Source organism: Nocardia rhizosphaerae, from assembly GCF_042650365.1.
GTDB lineage: Bacteria > Actinomycetota > Actinomycetes > Mycobacteriales > Mycobacteriaceae > Nocardia > Nocardia rhizosphaerae.
This window is the reverse complement of sequence record NZ_JBHSBA010000007.1, coordinates 752,146-769,211: the sequence shown is the minus strand read 5'-3', so window position 1 is coordinate 769,211 and position 17,066 is coordinate 752,146. Positions and strand designations below refer to the sequence as shown.

At 70.1% G+C, this 17,066-nt stretch carries 15 protein-coding genes; 8 read left to right on the top strand and 7 right to left on the bottom strand.

All coding sequences use genetic code 11. From position 1 onward, the window contains the following. The first annotated feature begins 77 nt into the window (after window positions 1-77). Window positions 78-1,742 carry an alkaline phosphatase D family protein gene (locus tag ACFOW8_RS18300; protein ID WP_378551861.1) on the top strand — a complete coding sequence of 555 codons (1,665 nt, stop codon included), beginning with the start codon at window positions 78-80 and terminating at the stop codon, window positions 1,740-1,742. Between the two features lie 38 nt (window positions 1,743-1,780). Here the strand turns inward: ACFOW8_RS18300 and ACFOW8_RS18295 are convergent, their stop codons facing one another. Beyond that, on the bottom strand, window positions 1,781-2,950 hold the full coding sequence (locus ACFOW8_RS18295) for a phosphotransferase family protein (protein ID WP_378551859.1): 1,170 nt from the start codon (window positions 2,948-2,950) through the stop codon (window positions 1,781-1,783). A gap of 194 nt (window positions 2,951-3,144) precedes the next feature. Here ACFOW8_RS18295 and ACFOW8_RS18290 point away from each other — a divergent pair, with 194 nt between their 5' ends. Then, window positions 3,145-4,164, top strand: coding sequence for a hypothetical protein (locus ACFOW8_RS18290; protein WP_378551858.1), 1,020 nt, complete (start codon window positions 3,145-3,147; stop codon window positions 4,162-4,164). 3 nt (window positions 4,165-4,167) lie between these two features. Here the strand turns inward: ACFOW8_RS18290 and ACFOW8_RS18285 are convergent, their stop codons facing one another. Then, window positions 4,168-5,136 carry a DUF389 domain-containing protein gene (locus ACFOW8_RS18285; RefSeq protein WP_378551857.1) on the bottom strand — a complete coding sequence of 323 codons (969 nt, stop codon included), beginning with the start codon at window positions 5,134-5,136 and terminating at the stop codon, window positions 4,168-4,170. A gap of 75 nt (window positions 5,137-5,211) precedes the next feature. Next, on the bottom strand, window positions 5,212-7,026 hold the full coding sequence (gene aspS / locus ACFOW8_RS18280; protein ID WP_378551855.1) for an aspartate--tRNA ligase: 1,815 nt from the start codon (window positions 7,024-7,026) through the stop codon (window positions 5,212-5,214). 210 nt (window positions 7,027-7,236) lie between these two features. Between aspS and ypfJ the strand changes: the two genes are divergently transcribed. Beyond that, a complete protein-coding gene (gene ypfJ, locus ACFOW8_RS18275; protein WP_378551854.1) occupies window positions 7,237-8,160 on the top strand; it encodes a KPN_02809 family neutral zinc metallopeptidase in 924 nt (307 codons plus the stop codon). A 47-nt stretch (window positions 8,161-8,207) separates the two neighbouring features. Next, window positions 8,208-8,705: a hypothetical protein gene (locus tag ACFOW8_RS18270; protein ID WP_378551852.1), complete on the top strand. Its 498-nt coding sequence runs from the start codon at window positions 8,208-8,210 to the stop codon at window positions 8,703-8,705. A 54-nt stretch (window positions 8,706-8,759) separates the two neighbouring features. On the opposite strand, the gene ACFOW8_RS18265 is transcribed toward ACFOW8_RS18270, so the two are convergent. Beyond that, entirely contained in the window at window positions 8,760-10,391 is a 1,632-nt protein-coding gene (locus tag ACFOW8_RS18265; protein ID WP_378551850.1) for a hypothetical protein, read from the bottom strand. After that, window positions 10,388-10,717 carry a type VII secretion target gene (locus ACFOW8_RS18260; RefSeq protein WP_378551848.1) on the bottom strand — a complete coding sequence of 110 codons (330 nt, stop codon included), beginning with the start codon at window positions 10,715-10,717 and terminating at the stop codon, window positions 10,388-10,390. Before ACFOW8_RS18260 ends, ACFOW8_RS18265 begins: the two co-directional genes overlap by 4 nt. A 192-nt stretch (window positions 10,718-10,909) precedes the next feature. Between ACFOW8_RS18260 and ACFOW8_RS18255 the strand changes: the two genes are divergently transcribed. Further along, window positions 10,910-11,884 (top strand): NAD-dependent epimerase/dehydratase family protein, encoded by a 975-nt coding sequence (locus tag ACFOW8_RS18255; RefSeq protein ID WP_378551846.1) that lies wholly within the window; start codon window positions 10,910-10,912, stop codon window positions 11,882-11,884. Window positions 11,885-12,219: 335 nt separating this feature from the next. After that, on the top strand, window positions 12,220-13,233 hold the full coding sequence (locus ACFOW8_RS18250) for an Rv2578c family radical SAM protein (RefSeq protein WP_378551843.1): 1,014 nt from the start codon (window positions 12,220-12,222) through the stop codon (window positions 13,231-13,233). Between the two features lie 116 nt (window positions 13,234-13,349). Here the strand turns inward: ACFOW8_RS18250 and ACFOW8_RS18245 are convergent, their stop codons facing one another. Both ACFOW8_RS18245 and hisS read right to left on the bottom strand, forming a co-directional pair. Further along, complete coding sequence (locus tag ACFOW8_RS18245) at window positions 13,350-13,994, bottom strand: hypothetical protein (RefSeq protein ID WP_378551842.1); 645 nt, start codon at window positions 13,992-13,994, stop codon at window positions 13,350-13,352. A 77-nt stretch (window positions 13,995-14,071) separates the two neighbouring features. Then, window positions 14,072-15,346 (bottom strand): histidine--tRNA ligase, encoded by a 1,275-nt coding sequence (hisS, locus tag ACFOW8_RS18240; protein ID WP_378552096.1) that lies wholly within the window; start codon window positions 15,344-15,346, stop codon window positions 14,072-14,074. Between the two features lie 85 nt (window positions 15,347-15,431). Between hisS and ACFOW8_RS18235 the strand changes: the two genes are divergently transcribed. Together ACFOW8_RS18235 and ACFOW8_RS18230 are read left to right on the top strand one after the other, a co-directional pair. Then, complete coding sequence (locus ACFOW8_RS18235; protein WP_378551840.1) at window positions 15,432-16,325, top strand: peptidylprolyl isomerase; 894 nt, start codon at window positions 15,432-15,434, stop codon at window positions 16,323-16,325. A gap of 153 nt (window positions 16,326-16,478) precedes the next feature. Further along, window positions 16,479-17,045 carry a hypothetical protein gene (locus tag ACFOW8_RS18230; RefSeq protein ID WP_378551838.1) on the top strand — a complete coding sequence of 189 codons (567 nt, stop codon included), beginning with the start codon at window positions 16,479-16,481 and terminating at the stop codon, window positions 17,043-17,045. Window positions 17,046-17,066 lie beyond the last annotated feature (21 nt).

The window sequence follows — 17,066 nt, the reverse complement described above, 5'->3', positions numbered from 1 at the left end:
CCCCAAAATTGAACGTTCGACCAACTTTTGCGTGTCCGACTTGCGCGCGAGGCCCGGCTGGGCTGAGATCGCTGATCGTGGTCGAAAACACCGAGGTCGTCGCTTCCGTGCGCACGGGGCGATTCGCCCGCCGCACCCTGTTCAAGGGCGGCACCGCGGCCGCCGCGGCGGCGCTGCTCACCGCGGGCACCGCGCACGCCGCCGGTACGGTGTTCCGGCACGGTGTCGCCTCGGGCGACCCGCTGCCAGGTGGGGTGATCCTGTGGACCAGGGTCACCGTCGCCGCGGACGCGCTGCCGGGATCCGGGCTCGGTGCCGCGACCACCGTCGGCTGGGAGATCGCCACCGACGAGGCGTTCACCGACATCGCCGCCACGGGCACCACCACCGCGACCGCGGACAGCGATCACACCGTGAAGATCGACGCGGCCGGCCTGACACCTGGCACCGACTACGTCTACCGCTTCACCGCGCTCGGCGAGACCTCGCCGGTGGGCCGCACCCGCACCGCACCAGCGCACGAGGCCGAGGTCGACCGGCTGCGGTTCGGCGTGGTCTCCTGCGCCAACTGGGAGGCGGGCTGGTTCGGCGCCTACCGGCATCTGGCCGCGCGCGGTGACCTCGACGCGGTGGTGCACCTGGGCGACTACCTCTACGAGTACGGGCGCGGCGAGTACACCGGACGGGCGGGCGCGGTCCGTGGACACGATCCGGTGCACGAGATCGTCAGCCTGGCCGACTACCGGATCCGGCACGGCCAGTACAAGACCGACCCGGATCTGATGGCCCTGCACGCGGCCGTGCCGTTCGTGTGCACCTGGGACGACCACGAGTCGGCCGACAACTCCTGGCGCGACGGGTCCTCGCATCACGACCCGGCCGTCAGCGGACCGTGGCGCGACCGCAAGGCCGCCTCGGCCCAGGCCTACCTGGAGTGGATGCCGGTACGCGCCGACCGCGCGGACGGCGGAGTGAAGATCTACCGCCGCCTGCGTTTCGGCACCATGGCCGAGCTGTCCATGCTGGATCTGCGCAGCTACCGGGACAGGGAGGCGGGGCCGGGCGCGGGCTGGCGGGTGGCCGACGATCCGGCCCGCACCATCACCGGCAGGCCGCAGATGGACTGGCTCACGGCGGGTCTGGCGTCCTCGCCGACCCGGTGGAAGCTGATCGGCAACTCGGTGATGATCGCGCCGCTGGTGTTCCCGCCACTGGAACCGGCGACCACCGACGCGATCACCTCCGTGCTCGGCCTGCCACAGGGCGGGCTGACCGTGAACGGTGACCAGTGGGACGGCTACACCGCCGACCGGGCCGCCCTGTACCGCACCATCGCCGACAACGGCATCGGCGATGTGGTGTTCCTGACCGGCGACATCCACACCTCGTGGGCCGCCGACCTGCCGCGCGACGCCGCGAACTATCCGGGTGGGCCGACGGTCGGCGCGGAATTCGTCGTCCCTTCGGTGACCTCGTCGAGCGTCGGCGACATGCTGAAGGTGCCGAACCGCACCGCGTCGGTACCCGCCGAGGAGGCCATCAAGGCCGCCAATCATCATCTGCGCTACGTGGAGCTGGACTCGCACGGCTACGGGGTGGTCGAGGTGACCGCGGGACAGACCCAGATGGACTGGTTCTATCTGACCGATGTCAACGACCCGGCTTCCGGGGTACGCCACGGCATCTCCTACGCGGTGCCGTCGGGCGGCCGGGTGGAGCCGCGCCCCGGCCCGGTGGCCTGAGAACGCCCTGCCACCGCGGCGCGGGACCGGGTCGGCGGCTACTCCGCCCAGCGCTCCTCCAGCATCGCCGAGACCTGCTCGGCGAAATCGCCGACCGCGTCGTCGCCGGTGACGCGCGCGTCCTCGGCCAGTGCCGACCAGCGATTGATCAGTGCCTCCGATCTGGGCACGGACAAGCCGTGTTCACGCGCGGTGGCGATGCGGGCATGGTCGGCGGGCAGGAACCAGTAGGTCGACAGCCACACCCAGATCAGCCGCGCCTCGAGGATCCGCTCGGCCAGCACCGCATCGTCGGCCAGCGACGGCCACACCCCGACCACGGCCGACCGCCACGCCTCGACCATCTCCCTGGCCCTGCCGCGTGACAGCTCGAAATCGCACAGACAGCCGGGGAACGAGACCAGCGCGTAGGCGATGTCGAGGGTGGCGTCGCGGAACCCACCCCACTCGTAGTCGAGGAAACGCGCGCCCTCGTCGTTCATGATCACGTTGTCGGGGCACAGGTCCGACGGGCTGAACGCGCGGTACCTGCCGCCGGTGAACAGGCGGTTGCCGTGCACGATGCGCTCGGCGATCTCGCCGGGCACCTCGATGCCGAGTTCGGCCTCGAGCAGACCGGGGACCTCCGCGATCGCGGCCTGGGCCTGCTGGGCGATCCCGTCGGCGCGATGGGTCGAGTCGACCCGCCGCAGCAGAGCGACGAAATCGGGCTCACGGCCGACAGTCGCCGCGTGCATCCGGCCGAGTGCCTGGGCGAACGCCATCAGCGCGTTGCGGGTGCCCGGCTCCGACCTGGCCTGCAGCACCGAGGTCAGCAGCGCGTTCTCGCCCAGATCCGACAGCACGAGCAGCCGGTCGGGCACGCTGTGCGCGATCAGGTAGGCGCCGGGGCGCTGCTCGCGGCTGAGCGCGGTGGTGAACTGGTAGGACACGGCTTCGCGCAGGAAGGCGGCATCGATGCTGGCGACCCCGGGCGCCAGGCCACCGGTGCGCCGGTCCTGCGCGGACCCGCGCACCTGCTTCACGATCAGCGTGCGCGGCAACGAGAAAGCGTTCTCCGCGACACGCACACGTAGGACTGTTGTCCTACCACTGCCGCTGAGCTCCATCGGATCGCTCAGCTTCACCGGAGCACCCATTCGCTTTGTGAGCAACTGTTGTGCTGCGGACACGACGTCGGCGGCGCGTTCGGCCAATAGTGCGGTCATCGCCTCTCAAGCTACTCGTACCTGGTCACTTCTAGCGAGCGGTTGCACAACCTTTCCGCGTCGCTCGGCGTGTTGGCGCCGTGGTTGCGCCGGGTGTGCCTGTTCGCTTGACACACCAGTGGGCCGTCGGGTTTTCTCGACGTCAACTGCTGTGCGCCACACCGCAAACCGGTTGAGTCGAAAGGTCTACCACAGTGACCGACACACCGTACGCCGCATCGAGCGATTCACCGGGTGGGCCACCGCGATCCAGCGGTGACCCACAGTTCGCCGACGGCACCGGCAGACACGAGGCGCCGGGCCAGGCGCAAAGCGCGAGTCCCGGCCCAGCCCGGCACGGAATGGCCGGTGGCGCAGGCTATCCGCAATTCGAGGGTCCTGGCGCCGCACAGTACGGTGACGAGCCGCTGGAACCGCCGCCGCCGATTGCCGGTCCCGGCGCCACCGCCCCGCAGTACGGCCCGGTCGGCACCGGTCCCGGCTACGCCACCCCACCGCCGAAACCTGCTACCGGCGACTACGGGGCCACCCCCGCACCCGGCGTGTCGGGCACCGGAGGCGGGCAGCCGCCAGGCTACTCCCAGGCGGAAATACAGACGCTCGATGTCGGGCGGTCGCTCAGCTACGGGTGGGAGCGCTTCCGCGTCAACCCCGGCCCGTGGCTCGGTGTCACCGGCGTCGGGGTGCTCATCTATCTGGCGCTGCTTGCAGTGGTCCAGATCTTCGATCCCACATCGCTGTTCACCGTGCTGTTCCTCTTCCTGGTCGTCGCGGTGGCGCTGTGGCTGCTACAGGCGGTGATGATCCGCGGCGCGCTCTACGAAACCGACGGGTATCCACCGGCTTTCGGCTCGTTCTTCCGATTCGTGAACACGGGCAATGTCTTGCTGACCGCCCTGCTCGCCTTCGGCGCGACCCTGCTCGCCTCCGCGCTGTGCCTGCTGCCCGGTCTGATCGTCGGGTTCCTGTGCATGTTCTCGCTGCACTTCGTGATCGATCAGGACTACGGCCCGCTGGAGGCGATCAAGGCCAGCGCCATGCTGGTCCTGGCGAACCTGTGGGCCTGTCTGCTGCTCGCGCTCACCGTCGCCCTGGTCACGATGATTGGCCTGGCGCTGTGCGGGCTCGGGCTGTTCGTCGCCGGTCCGGTGTGCGCGATCGCGGTCACCTACTCCTATCGGGTGCTCACCGCGGGGCCGGTCGCCCGGATCTGAGTGTCAGCGCCCCGGCGCCCGCTGCTCGCCGAGCGCGCGCCTGCGCCGTTCGACCGATTCCGGGAGGCTGGCGGTGCGCGGCCGCAGCCACAGCACCAGTACCCCCGCCACGACGATCCCGACCAGGTTCACCGCGATCTGGCCCGCGGACAGCAGCGCGCGATGCCATTCACCGAGCGTGGCAGCCACCACCGCGTACCCTGCCGCAGGCACCGTGGTCACCGAGATGAACACCCCGACCAGCGCCGCCGATTTCGCCGAGACCAGCGACAACATCCCCGCCGCTCCCGCGAGCAGCGCAACCACCAGGGAAAACGGCCCGACCTGGTAGATGAAGTCCACATTGTGGGCGTCGAGCACACCCTCGGTGGTGATCCAGCCGAGGCGCTCCCACAGCAGTGTGGCCACGGCCGTGACGGCCATCGCGAACGGGAACGCCACGACCAGCGCGATCATCGACCGGCGGGCCAGCCGCCACCGCCGCCGGACCAACGCCACCGACAGCGCGGCCAGCGGCCCGAATTCCGGGCCGACCACCATGGCGCCGACGATGGTGACCGCAGAGTTGGTGGCGACGCCGATCGAGGACAGCAGGCAGGCGATGGTCAGGAACGCCAGGAAGGTCGCGCTGAGCGAGGACTCCTCGTGCGTCTCGGCTTGCAGCTGTTCCCATACCACCGCGTCGTCGGGATCGCCGGGTGCCGCCCGCTCGGCGGCCTCGGCGGCATCGGACAGCACCGTCGCGACCGGTCCCAGCGTGATTCCACCGGTGTGCACGAGACCGAGCGCCTTGATGTCGGCCAAGACCGTATTGGCCGCCTCACGGGCCAGGTCGGCCTGCACCAGATCGCCCGCCGGTTCCACGGCCATCCCACGGGCGAGAGTCACATGGGTGACGCCAGGATCGGCGGCGAGCACCGCGAGCAGCGCCTCGGTTTGCTCGGGAGGCGAGATCACACGCAGATGGAGCACACCAGTGCCTTCCGGTCGGCACCGCGACGCGGCGCGGGAACTGACCAGAAGGTACCGGCCTACCTCGACGAACGGCTATTCCCCGGCGACAACCGCTTTCGGCGCGTCGGCGGTCTTGCCGTCGGTCTTTACCTCGGGCTTGGCGTCGATGCCCGCTTCCTTGCGCTGCTGCGCGGTGATCGGCGCGGGCGCGTCGGTGAGCGGGTCGACGCCGCCGCCGGTCTTCGGGAACGCGATCACCTCGCGGATCGAGTCCTCGCCTGCCAGCAGCGCGGTGATGCGGTCCCAGCCGAAGGCGATGCCGCCGTGCGGCGGGGCGCCGTAGGCGAAGGCGTCGAGCAGGAAGCCGAACTTCTCCTGCGCCTCGTCGTGGCCGATGCCCATCACCTTGAACACACGTTCCTGCACGTCACGGCGGTGGATACGGATGGAACCGCCGCCGATCTCGTTGCCGTTGCAGACGATGTCGTAGGCGTAGGCCAGCGCCGACGCCGGGTCGGTGTCGAAGGTATCGATGGACTCCGGCTTGGGCGAGGTGAACGCGTGGTGCACCGCGGTCCAGGCCGAGTAGCCGAGGGCGACATCGCCACTGGCGGTGGCGTCGGCGGTGGGCTCGAACATCGGTGCGTCGACGATCCAGACGAAGGCCCAGGCGTTCGGGTCGATGAGGTCGCACTTGCGCGCGATCTCGCCGCGCGCGGCACCGAGCAGGGCGCGGCTGGACTTGGTCGCGCCCGCGGCGAAGAACACGCAGTCACCGGGCACCGCGCCGACGTGCTTGGCCAGGCCCTCCCGCTCGGCGTCGGACAGGTTCTTGGCGACCGGGCCGCCGAGGGTGCCGTCCTCGTTGATCAGGATGTAGGCCAGGCCCTTGGCGCCGCGCTGCTTGGCCCACTCCTGCCAGGCGTCGAGCTGGCGCCGCGGCTGGCTCGCGCCGCCCGGCATGACGACCGCGCCCACGTACTCGGACTGGAACACCCGGAACGGGGTGTCGGTGAAATAGTCGGCGCATTCGGTGATCTCGATACCGAAACGCAGGTCGGGCTTGTCCGAACCGAAGCGGCGCATCGCCTCGGCGTAGGTCATGTGCGGGATCGGCGTGGTGATGTCGTGGCCGACCAGCTTCCACAGCGCGACCAGGATGTCCTCGGCCAGCAGGATCACGTCCTCCTGGCGCACGAAGCTCATCTCGATGTCGAGCTGGGTGAACTCGGGCTGCCGGTCGGCGCGGAAGTCCTCGTCGCGGTAGCAGCGCGCGATCTGGAAGTAGCGCTCGATGCCGCCGACCATCAGCAGCTGCTTGAACAGCTGCGGGCTCTGCGGCAGCGCGTAGAAGCTGCCGGGCTGCAGGCGGGCGGGGACAAGGAAGTCGCGGGCGCCCTCGGGGGTCGAGCGGGTCAGGGTCGGGGTCTCGACCTCGATGAACTCGTGCCGGGCCAGCACCTCGCGCGCCGCGGCGTTCACCTTGGACCGCAGCCGAATGGCGTGGCCGGGCCCCTCGCGGCGCAGGTCCAGGTAGCGGTACTTGAGGCGGGCCTCGTCGCCGGGGGTCTCGTCCAGCTGGAACGGCAGCGGGGCGCTCTCGTTGAGCACGACCAACTCCGAGACGTTCACTTCGATCCGGCCGGTCGGCAGGTCCGGGTTCTCGTTGCCGTCGGGACGCTGTTCCACCACACCGGTGACCTGCACACAGAATTCCGCGCGCAGCTTGTGGGCCTGCTCGGCCGCCTCGCCCTCGCGGAAGACCACCTGCGAGACGCCGGAGGCATCGCGCAGATCGATGAAGATCACGCCACCGTGGTCACGACGCCGGGCCACCCAGCCGGTGAGGGTGACGGTCTGACCGGCGTGCTCGCTTCGCAGCGAACCAGCCAAGTGGGTGCGCAGCACGGTATTCCTTTCGACAGACTTCCTACGGACATGTCGCACCGGCGGACACGACCAGGTGCACTGCCATCGTAGTGAGACACGAACCCGGAGTGGAAACCGATATCCAGGTCATCGTGTCAAGCTTGTGACGCATGCTGCCGCCCGTCGCGTCCACCGGTGGTGAATCATGCTGCACGACAGCTGGACAACCGAGCGAAGGCGAGTACCGCGATGACCTTCAACGAAGGTATGCAGATCGATCCCGGCCGGGCCTCCTCCGGCGGCGGACCGGGGATGGGCGGCAAGATCGCTCTCGGTGGCGGTGCGGGTGGTCTGCTCCTGCTGGTGATCGGTCTGTTCTTCGGCGTCGATCTCACCGGCACCGGGAGTCCGGTTTCGGGCGGTCAGTACCAGCCGGGTGAGGCGGGCACCGCGGGCACACCGGAGCACTGCAAGACCGGTGCCGACGCCAACAAGTACGTCGACTGCCGGGTGGTGCTCACCGCGCAGTCCCTCGACGCGGTGTGGGCACAGGAGCTGCCGAAGCAGACCGGCACCCGCTACATCGAGCCGGAGCTCGTCCTGTTCTCCGGCGCGGTGTCCACCGGCTGTGGCAATGCCACCAGCGATGTCGGCCCGTTCTACTGCCCGGCCGACCAGACCGCCTATTTCGACACCGCCTTCTTCCAGGATCTCACCGACCGCTTCGGCGCCAGCGCCGGCCCGCTCGCGCAGGAGTACGTGGTGGCGCACGAGGTGGGCCACCACATCCAGAACCAGCTCGGCGATATCGGCCGCGCCCAGCGCGATCCACGGGGCGCCGAGTCCGGCGCGGTGCGCACCGAGCTGCAGGCCGACTGCTACGCCGGGATCTGGGCCTACCACGCCGACAAGCAGAACGCGCCCGGCGGCAGTCAGCCGTTCCTGAAGCCGCTGTCCGACACCGATATCCGCGACGCGCTGTCAGCGGCCAACGCCGTCGGCGACGACCGCATCCAGCGGGCGGCCGGGCGCGGGGTCAATCCCGAGTCGTGGACCCACGGTTCGTCCGAACAGCGCCAGAAGTGGTTCCTGGCCGGCTATCGGACCGGGTCGGTGCGGGCGTGCGATACCTATTCCGCGGGTGACCTGAACAACCCGCCCGGGCTACGCTGACCGGCGAACGCGACACCGTCGCACCGACTTCCGATCGAGGGGATTCCATGCGCTTGACCATGACCGGCCTGCTCGTCTGCGCGCTCGCCCTGCCAGGGGTGAGCGCCGTCGCCCATGCCGAGCCGACGCAGCTGCCGCTGATCAGCGTTACCACGATCCCCGACGGCTGGTCCCAGCGCACCGACCTGCGCCCGATCCTGCAGGTGTTCGCCGACGGCGATGCGGTGCACTCCCCGGACGCGGTCAGCAAGGACCGTAAACCCGAGACCGCGCCCGAGAAGGTGTCGGGAACCGTTTCCGCCGATGTGATCTCGGCCGCCCGCGCCGAGATCGAGGCGCTGGCCGAGGTCGATTTCGGCATCCCGGCCGGGGAGGGCAAGGGCACGAAGATCATCGATCTGATGCCCGCCGACGCCGACGGCGAGGCACACCTGGTGGTGTACTCCCCCGACGCGACCGAGGGCCTGAACGCCGATCAGCAGGCGGCCCGCAAGCGCTTCGCCGATCTCAGCGAGAAGCTGGTCGACGCGTTCGAGAAGGACTGAACCCAGAACCGACGGCACCGCCCCGGGAACCGGAAGGTTCCCGGGGCGGTCTTGTCAGAAGCGGTCTTCGTCGGTATCGCGTTCGTCCTCGTGGACCGCGCCGATGACCTCCGGTGTGGATTCGCCGAGCGGGCCGGTGAGGTCGTCGTTGCCGGTGCGGCTCTGGTACGGCTGCACGGTGCGGCCGTGCTCGTCGTCGTTGCTGCGCTGACCAGCGCCCGGTGCGCCACCACCCATGTAGCCGGAGCCCGCGGTGCCGGTGGCCGAGGTGGCGCCGAGACCTGGCGTGCCGCCGAGGCCCGCGGTCATCACGCGGCCGCCGGGCAGCGCCGAACCGGGAATCGCGGTGGTGGCCTTGGGCGTTCCGCTGCTCGGTGTGCCGCCGGTGCTGATCCCGGCTCCGCCGCGGGCGGTGCCGAGCGCCCCGAGCGCGCCGCCGGTGCTGCCACCGGAACCGCCGGTGCTCAGACCGGAGGTGGTGGTGGCCCCCGGCGTGGTCGTCGTGCTGCCCGGGGTAGTGGTGCTCGCGGCGGTGGTGGAGTCGTCGGTGCCGGTGAGCGCGCTCTCGGCCTGGTTGAGCAGCGGTTCGCCGATGTTCTCCGACACCGCCGAGAGCGCTTCCTCCGGCGAGGGCAGTCCGCTCTGCGCGGCGAGCTGGGACACCACGCCGTTGAGCTGGGCGGTGTGCCCGGCCAGCTGACCGCGGGTGGTGTTGACCACGGTGACCGCCGAACCGAGGTGCTCGGTGGCCAGGCCGATGAGCGTGGCCTGGGTGGGTGGCAGCATGATCGTCGGCGCCAGCGCGGTGGCCTGCGCGGCGAAGGTGGTGGCGATCGTGGTGAGCTGCGCGTTGCCTGACTGGACGACCGCGGCCGCCTGCTCGGTGAGCGAGGCGATGTCGAAGCCGCGCTGGCTCGTCTCGCTGCCCTCGACCTGCGCCTGCTGGCTGGCGGTGGTCGCCGCGTCGGCCGATTCGCCCTCCCACAGCTGCTGAACGGTCTTCAGACCGCCTTCGGCGACGGTGATCGCCGATTCGATCACCGTCGAGGACTTGCTCAGCAGTGCGGCGGGATCGAGGGAATCGAACACACCGGTGCCGAAGCTGCTGAGCAGCTGCAGGATCGGCTCGAACAGCGTGTCGATACCGGGCAGCGCGGGCAGCGACAGCCCGCTCAGCAGCGCGGCGACCGGGTCCTCGGTGAGGGTGGTCGTTGCTGCGGAGCTCGACGTGCCGCCCGCAGTGCTCGTCGCGCCGCCGGTGGTGGCGCCGGCGAGCGCGCTCTTGGCCTGATCGAAGGTGGTCTGCGCGGTGGCGAGTGCGGATCCGGCGGCCTGGCCGAGCACCGCCTGGGCGTCGCCGAGCGCCGCCGACGCGTCGGCGGAGACACCCGACAGGATGTCCTGGGCATCGACCTCACCCGCGCCGAGACCGGACAGGCCGCCGAGACCGGCCGGGGACACCGCGACCGCCGGAGCCTCGTCGGTGATCTTCTGCGCGAGCGTGAAGACCGGGTCCTCGGCGGTGAGCACGTCTTCTGGCAGCTGCATCAGCGGCACATCGAGGATCGCCTGCTCGCTGTAGTCCACCGGGACCGCGCCGAGGGCCGACCGAGTGGCCGCGTCGGCAGTGGCCGCCGCGAGATCGGGCGAGATGACGCCGGCGTCGCCGGTGCTGAGCGGCTTCATGCCAGCCCGCCGATCCCGGCGGCCTGCCGTGCGATATCGGCGGCATTGGCCGCGTCGGCGGCGTCGAACTCCACCGAGGAGGTGAACGCCGCCTCCGACAGCTTGCCGAACTTGGCCGACAGGTCGTTGATGTCCTTGGCCTGCAGCACCTGCGCGACCGCGAACATGGCCAGATAGTCGGCGCCGATGAGCCCGAACGTCGGCGTCATCGCGGCGACGTTGCTCGCCGCGTCGGTAATCCCCGCTGCGGCGATATCCCCCGCCACCGTGGCGTTCGTCGCGGCGAACGCCGCGACGGCATCGGTCTGCACCGAGAGATCTGTCATGCGACTCCCCCAACTTCGTCGTGAAAAGGCTGCTCCGATACCGCGATCGAGAGCCGCGAAACTCCCGGCGCGGCCGCCCGAGGGCGCGGTGCGCCAAATATAGCCGAACACCCCGACCTCGATCGAGCCGTGTCCGCTCCGATCCGCACGATTCGCTTTCAAAACTAGAACATGTTCTATATCCTCGGCGGAATGAAGGTCGCAGTGACCGGCGCAGCCGGCTACCTCGGTACCAACCTGATCCCGCAGCTCGTCGAGCGTGGCCACGAAGTGGTGGCCATCGACCGCGCCGCACCGACCACCACCGACCCGGCGGTCACCTGGGTCTCCGGTGACGTGCTCGATCCGGCGTCGATGCGCACGGCACTCGCGGGCGCCGAGGTGGTCTACCACCTGGTCGCGCTGATCACCCTCGCCGAGAAGAACGACCTGGCATGGCGAGTCAACACCGAGGGCGTGCGGGTCACCGCCGAGGCCGCGCTGGAGGTGGGGGCGCGGCGGTTCGTACACACCAGCTCCATCCACGCCTTCGACCAGTATCGCTGCGGCGGCCACATCGACGAGACCACCCTGCGCTCGACCGATCCCGGCCTGCCGGTCTACGACCGGTCCAAATGGGCAGGCGAGCAGGCCCTGCGCCCGGTGCTCGAGCGCGGACTCGACGCGGTGATCGTCAATCCCACCGGTGTCTACGGCCCGGCCGACCACCCCGATCGGCTCTCCCGGCTCAACCGCACCGCGGCCGAGGCGATGCGCGGCCGGATGCCGGTGATGATCGGCGGCGGCTTCGACCTGGTCGACGTGCGCGATGTCGCGCACGGGCTGATCCTGGCCGGGGAGAAGGGTCGCACCGGCGAGAACTACCTGCTCGGCGGCTACATGACCAGCCTGCTCGACCTGTGCCGGATGGCGGCGGCGCGGACCGGCGCCAAGGGCCCGCGCTTCGCCATTCCGCCCAAGATGCTCGGCGCCGTCCTGCCGGTGGTGGAACCGATCAGCAAGCGCTTGGGCTCCGACATCCTGTCCAAGGCCGCGCTCGGCGCCATCCTGTCTGCCCCGATCGTCGATCACGGCAAGGCCGAGCGCGAACTGGGCTACCGCCCGCGCCCGGTCGCCGAGACCGTCGCCGACCTGGTCGACTTCCTGCGCGCACCCCGCACCGTCTAGCCGCGGGCCCGCTACGCAGCGGTGGCGACGCGCACCACCCGCGCGCTCGCCCGCTGCCCGGCGGCGGGTCCCGCCTGCCCCTGTAGTTCGCGAAAGTCGACGTCGACATCAATCTCCGACGCCGACCAGGGCCGGAATATCGCTCGTACCCCTGGTCGAGGCCAGACACTCAGAGTTGCCATCTCCGCTCGCTTCCGCGAACACAGCCTGATTTCGCCGAGGCCCCGCCCGGTGACGGCTCCTCGGCGAGTTGTCCGTCATGGAACGACCCTCATGCCGGATGAGCGGTGCGAGCCACGCTTGACACGATCTCGAACGCATGTTCGACTCGTGGGGTGCGGTGGCAAGCGCAGACCCTCGAGGCCGAGGACGGCTCCCTGCCCGGATTGACCAGGGCGGGTCTCGTCCGCACCGTCCGCACGCCCGAGTTCGACGGCATCACCTTCCACGAGGTGCTGTGCAAGAGCGCGCTCAACAAGATGCCGGAGAACTCCGGGCTGCCGTTCCGCTGGACGATCAACCCCATGCGGGGGTGTACCCACGCCTGCCGGTACTGCTTCGCGCGCGGAAGCCACGAGTACCTCGATCTCGACGCGGGCCGCGACTTCGATTCCCAGATCGTGGTGAAGACCAACGTGGCGGCGGTGTTGCGGCGGGAACTGGCGCGCCGATCCTGGCGGCGCGAGCCGGTGGCGCTGGGCACCAACACCGATCCGTATCAGCGGGCCGAGGGCCGATACCGGTTGATGCCTGGCATCATTCGCGCACTGACCGACAGCGGCACCCCGTTCTCGATCCTCACCAAGGGCCCGTTGCTGCGCCGCGATCTGCCGCTGCTCACCGCGGCGGCCCAGCGCGTCGAGGTGCGCGTCGCGGTGTCGATCGCCATCCTCGACCCGGACCTGCATCACAGCCTGGAGCCGGGAACACCGTCGCCCCGCGCCCGGCTCGAGCTGGTACGCACGCTGGCCGACGCGGGATTCGCCGTCCACGTGATGGCGGCCCCGATCATCCCGTATCTCACCGACGGCAGCGCCCAGCTCGACGCGCTGGTCACCGCTGTCGCCGCGGCGGGCGCCCACAGCGCGGTCGGATTCCCGATGCACCTGCGCGGCAGCACCCGCGGCTGGTTCCTGAGCTGGCTCGGCGCCGAACATCCCGCCCTGCTGCGCCGCTACCGCCAGTTGTACGGGCACGGCGCGAACGTCACGCCCACCTACGCCCGCTGGTTGCGCGAGCGGATCGACCCGCTGCTCATCGCCAACGGCCTACGCCACGACCAGGATCCGACAACACCACCGGCCCCCGTGCCGCCCGCGCGCGCCGAGCAACTGGCCCTGTTCGGTTGACGCCGGCGCCCCATCCGACACCACAGCGCACCCGGCTCCTCGAACCTCTCCGGCGCCGACCGGCCGCACACGGGCGAAGCGCGGATGCCGTCCGAGCGACGGCCCCGCACTCGCACTCACGTGAGGGCGGCGACCTCGGCATCGGTGAGCACCACCGGCGATACGGCGTCCTTGTCCCGTACCAGGCGCACTCCGCGATACAGCGGCCGCTCACCCAGCGGCGCGTCCCTCGCCTCGGCACGTAGCTGCGTCACCAGCACCTCCGACACCGAGATCGCGGCAGCGAGTTCGCTCGCGGCCAGCGCGTCGGCGAGCTTGCGCAGGCCGAGCAGGTGCAGTTCCCTGCCGCTGCCCGCGTCGGTGTACATCGCCAGCGGGATCAGCTGGATCTCGGTGCCCGCCGTCACCTTCAGCACGATGCGGCTGAGCCTGCCGGGGAACACCAGCAGCTGCACACCGGTGGCGTCGGCGAGGTCGACGACCCTGGCACCGAAGAGCCGATGCGCGTGGATCTCGGTGCCACGCAACCACATCCGCCTGCGCCGGAAGGCGAGCACGTACCCGATGGTCGGCACGGCGACGACCAGCCCGAGGACGACCGCGTACGGCCAGCTCAACCACACCGCCGCCACCAGGGCCACCCCGATGCCGACACCGACCGCGGCCAGCGTGAGCTTGCGCAGCATCGGCGCGAACACCTCGGGCGCCACCAGGTCGATGCCGACCGGTTCCGCCGCGGCCCGCCCGGAATCCCCGTCCACCGTCAGTCCCTCTCCACCCGTACCGGCCCGTCCGGTCCGCGGCGGGCCTGAGAGTACCGCGCCACGGACCGCACGGCTCAGTGGCGCAGCGCGGTGCGCAGCACCCCGACGACCTCACCGAGCGGCACCTGCCGCTGCTCACCGGTGGCCATGTCCTTGACCCCGATCGAGTGCTCCTCGAGATCACGATCGCCGAGCACCAGGGTGTACTTCGCGCCGGACCGGTCGGCGCCCTTCATCGCGCCCTTCATCCCGCGGCCACCGTAGGCGAGGTCGACGCTGATCCCGGCGCCGCGCAGCGCACCAGCCAGCGCGACGAGGCGCGCCTTGGCGGCATCGCCGAGCGCGATGCCGTACACCTGACAGCGCGCCGGATCGGCTGCCGACTTGCCCTCGGCGGCCAGCGCCAGCACGGTGCGGTCGACGCCGATCCCGAAGCCGATGCCCGACAGCGGCTGCCCACCGAGTTCGGCCATCAGCCCGTCGTAGCGGCCGCCGCCACCGATGCCGGACTGCGCGCCGAGCTGATCGTGCACGAACTCGAAGGTGGTCTTGGTGTAGTAGTCGAGGCCGCGGACCATGCGCGGGTTCACCATGTAGGGCACGCCGAGCGCGTCCAGGTGCGCGAGGACCTGCTCGAAGTGCGTCTTCGCCGATTCGGACAGGTGATCGATCATCAGCGGCGCGTTCGCGGTGAGCTCGCGGATCTCGGGCCGCTTGTCGTCGAGCACGCGCAGCGGGTTGATCTGGGCGCGACGCCGCGTCTCCTCGTCCAGCGGCAGCCCGAACAGGAATTCCTGCAGCAACTCCCGGTACTGCGGGCGGCAGGTCTCGTCGCCGAGCGAGGTGATCTCGAGCCGGAACCCGTCCAGGCCGAGGCCGCGGAATCCGGCGTCGGCCACCGCGATGACCTCGGCGTCGAGCGCGGGGTCGTCGACGCCGATCGCCTCGATGCCCACCTGCTGCAGCTGCCGGTACCGGCCTGCCTGCGGGCGTTCGTAGCGGAAGAACGGCCCGGCGTAGCAGAGCTTGAGCGGCAGCTGCCCGCTCTTGTCCAGGCCGTGCTGGATGACCGCGCGCATCACTCCCGCGGTGCCCTCCGGCCGCAGCGTGAAGCTCTCACCGTTGCGGTCGGCGAAGGTCCACATCTCCTTGCTGACCACGTCGGTCGATTCGCCGACACCCCGCGCGAACAGCGCGGTCTGCTCGAAGACCGGCAGCTCGATATGCCCGTACCCGGCGAGTCGGGCGGCGTGGATCAAGCCGTCGCGCACGGCGACGAATTCGGCCGATCCGGGCGGCACGTAGTCCGGGACCCCCTTCGGGGCGGTGAAGCTGCTGGTCTTGGTCACGATCATCCAGTTTTCCCCACGGGCGCCCCCGGAGTCCAACCGGTTACCCTCTAGACGAATTCGACGACATGGGAGGAACGCGGTAGTGCCGAGCAACGAACAGCGACGGGCGGCGGCCAAGCGCAAGCTGGAGCGCCAGCTGGTACGACGGGCCGAGCAGGAGAAGAAGCGTAAGCGTCTCGTGATCGCGGGCTCGGTCCTCGGTGTCATCGTGGTCGCGGCCGCCGGTGTCGGCGTGTACTTCCTCACCAGGGGCGATGACGAGGCGAGCACGACGGCGGAATCGTCGTCGCAAGTGCCGACGACGACGTTCGTCAACACCCCGCTCGAGCTACCGGGTCCGCCGCCGCCCGCCGTCAAGCCGGCCACCGTGGACTGCGCGTACCCGGCGGGCCGCGAGCCGGCCAAGCCGGTGACCGCCCCGGCCACCACGACCGTCGCCACCGACGGTCCCGAGGTGAAGCTCGCGATCGACTCCACCCAGGGCCCGATCGGCTTGACGCTGAGCAGTGCGCAGGCGCCGTGCACGGTCAACTCCATGGTGAGCCTGGCCGAGCAGGGCTACTTCGACAACACCAGCTGCCACCGCATCGTGGCCAGCCCTGGCTTCGGCATCCTGCAGTGCGGTGACCCGGCGGCCACCGGTGGCGGCGGGCCCGGCTACACCTTCGACAACGAGTACCCGACCGACCTGTACCCGCTGGGCGATCCGGCCCTGCAGACGCCGGTGAACTACCAGCGCGGCGTGGTCGCGATGGCCAACGCGGGTATCTCGCCGGAGGGCGATGGCACCAACGGCAGCCAGTTCTTCCTGGTCTTCGGCGACACCGAACTGCCGCCCAACTACACCATCTTCGGCACCATCGACGAGGCCGGACTCGCCACGCTCGACAAGGTCGCGGGCGCCGGTGTCCAGGGTGGTGCCCGAGACGGCGCGCCCGCCATGCCGATCTCGTTCAACAGCGTGAAGGTGGCCTGACACCACCCCGACGGACCGGACATCGATCGGTGTCCGGTCCGTTTCGCCGGAATTTCTCGACACTCCCCCGTGTCGGGGCTGCCCGACATCCCGGCGTGTCCTTCGCGCGGTAGGCTCAGATGTCCACTTCCACAGCCGCATCGGGGAGCAGTCATGGCGGAACTCGACGACATCGGTAGCGAAACATCGGCCATGATGCGCACCATGCTGCAGATGGCCACTCTCGTCGCGCTCAAGTCACGCGAGCACGGGCAGAAGGAAGCCGAAGCCCGCGCGAAGGCCGTCGAGGCGAAGATGAAGGAAGCCAGGGAACTCCAGGTGCGCGAGGCCCGCGACCTGAAGGCCAAGGACCCGCGCAATATCGAGCTCGTGCAGATGATGTCGCTGGGCAACAAGGCCACCCAGTCGCGCGGTCTCAGCCTGGAGAAGGACCCGACCTCGCCGTTCGCGAGCGCCGCCGCCGCGAGTTCGGCGACGGCGACCGCCACGCAGGCGCCGCAACTGGGCTACGACTCGGTGGAGCGGCGCGCGGCGATCGCGGCCCACCTCGAACGCGCCGGTGTAGCACCGGAACTGGCCCAGGTGCGGATGCTCGTGGAGATGGGTCAGGGTATCTCGCCCGAAGAGGCGATCCATCGGGCCAATGCGGGTGCGCGGCGGGCAGGCTTCGAGCGTGGGCTCGAGCGCGGCATCGAACGCGGCATCGATCGCGGACGCTGAGCGAGCCTGGCACGGCTCGGT

Coding starts and splice junctions, on each gene's coding strand:
- ACFOW8_RS18295 (WP_378551859.1), bottom strand. CDS start 2,950: ATGACCGCACTATTGGCCGAACGCGCCGCCGACGTCGTGTCCGCAGCA.
- ypfJ (WP_378551854.1), top strand. CDS start 7,237: ATGACCTTCAACGAAGGTATGCAGATCGATCCCGGCCGGGCCTCCTCC.
- ACFOW8_RS18270 (WP_378551852.1), top strand. CDS start 8,208: ATGCGCTTGACCATGACCGGCCTGCTCGTCTGCGCGCTCGCCCTGCCA.
- ACFOW8_RS18265 (WP_378551850.1), bottom strand. CDS start 10,391: ATGAAGCCGCTCAGCACCGGCGACGCCGGCGTCATCTCGCCCGATCTC.
- ACFOW8_RS18260 (WP_378551848.1), bottom strand. CDS start 10,717: ATGACAGATCTCTCGGTGCAGACCGATGCCGTCGCGGCGTTCGCCGCG.
- ACFOW8_RS18255 (WP_378551846.1), top strand. CDS start 10,910: ATGAAGGTCGCAGTGACCGGCGCAGCCGGCTACCTCGGTACCAACCTG.
- ACFOW8_RS18230 (WP_378551838.1), top strand. CDS start 16,479: ATGGCGGAACTCGACGACATCGGTAGCGAAACATCGGCCATGATGCGC.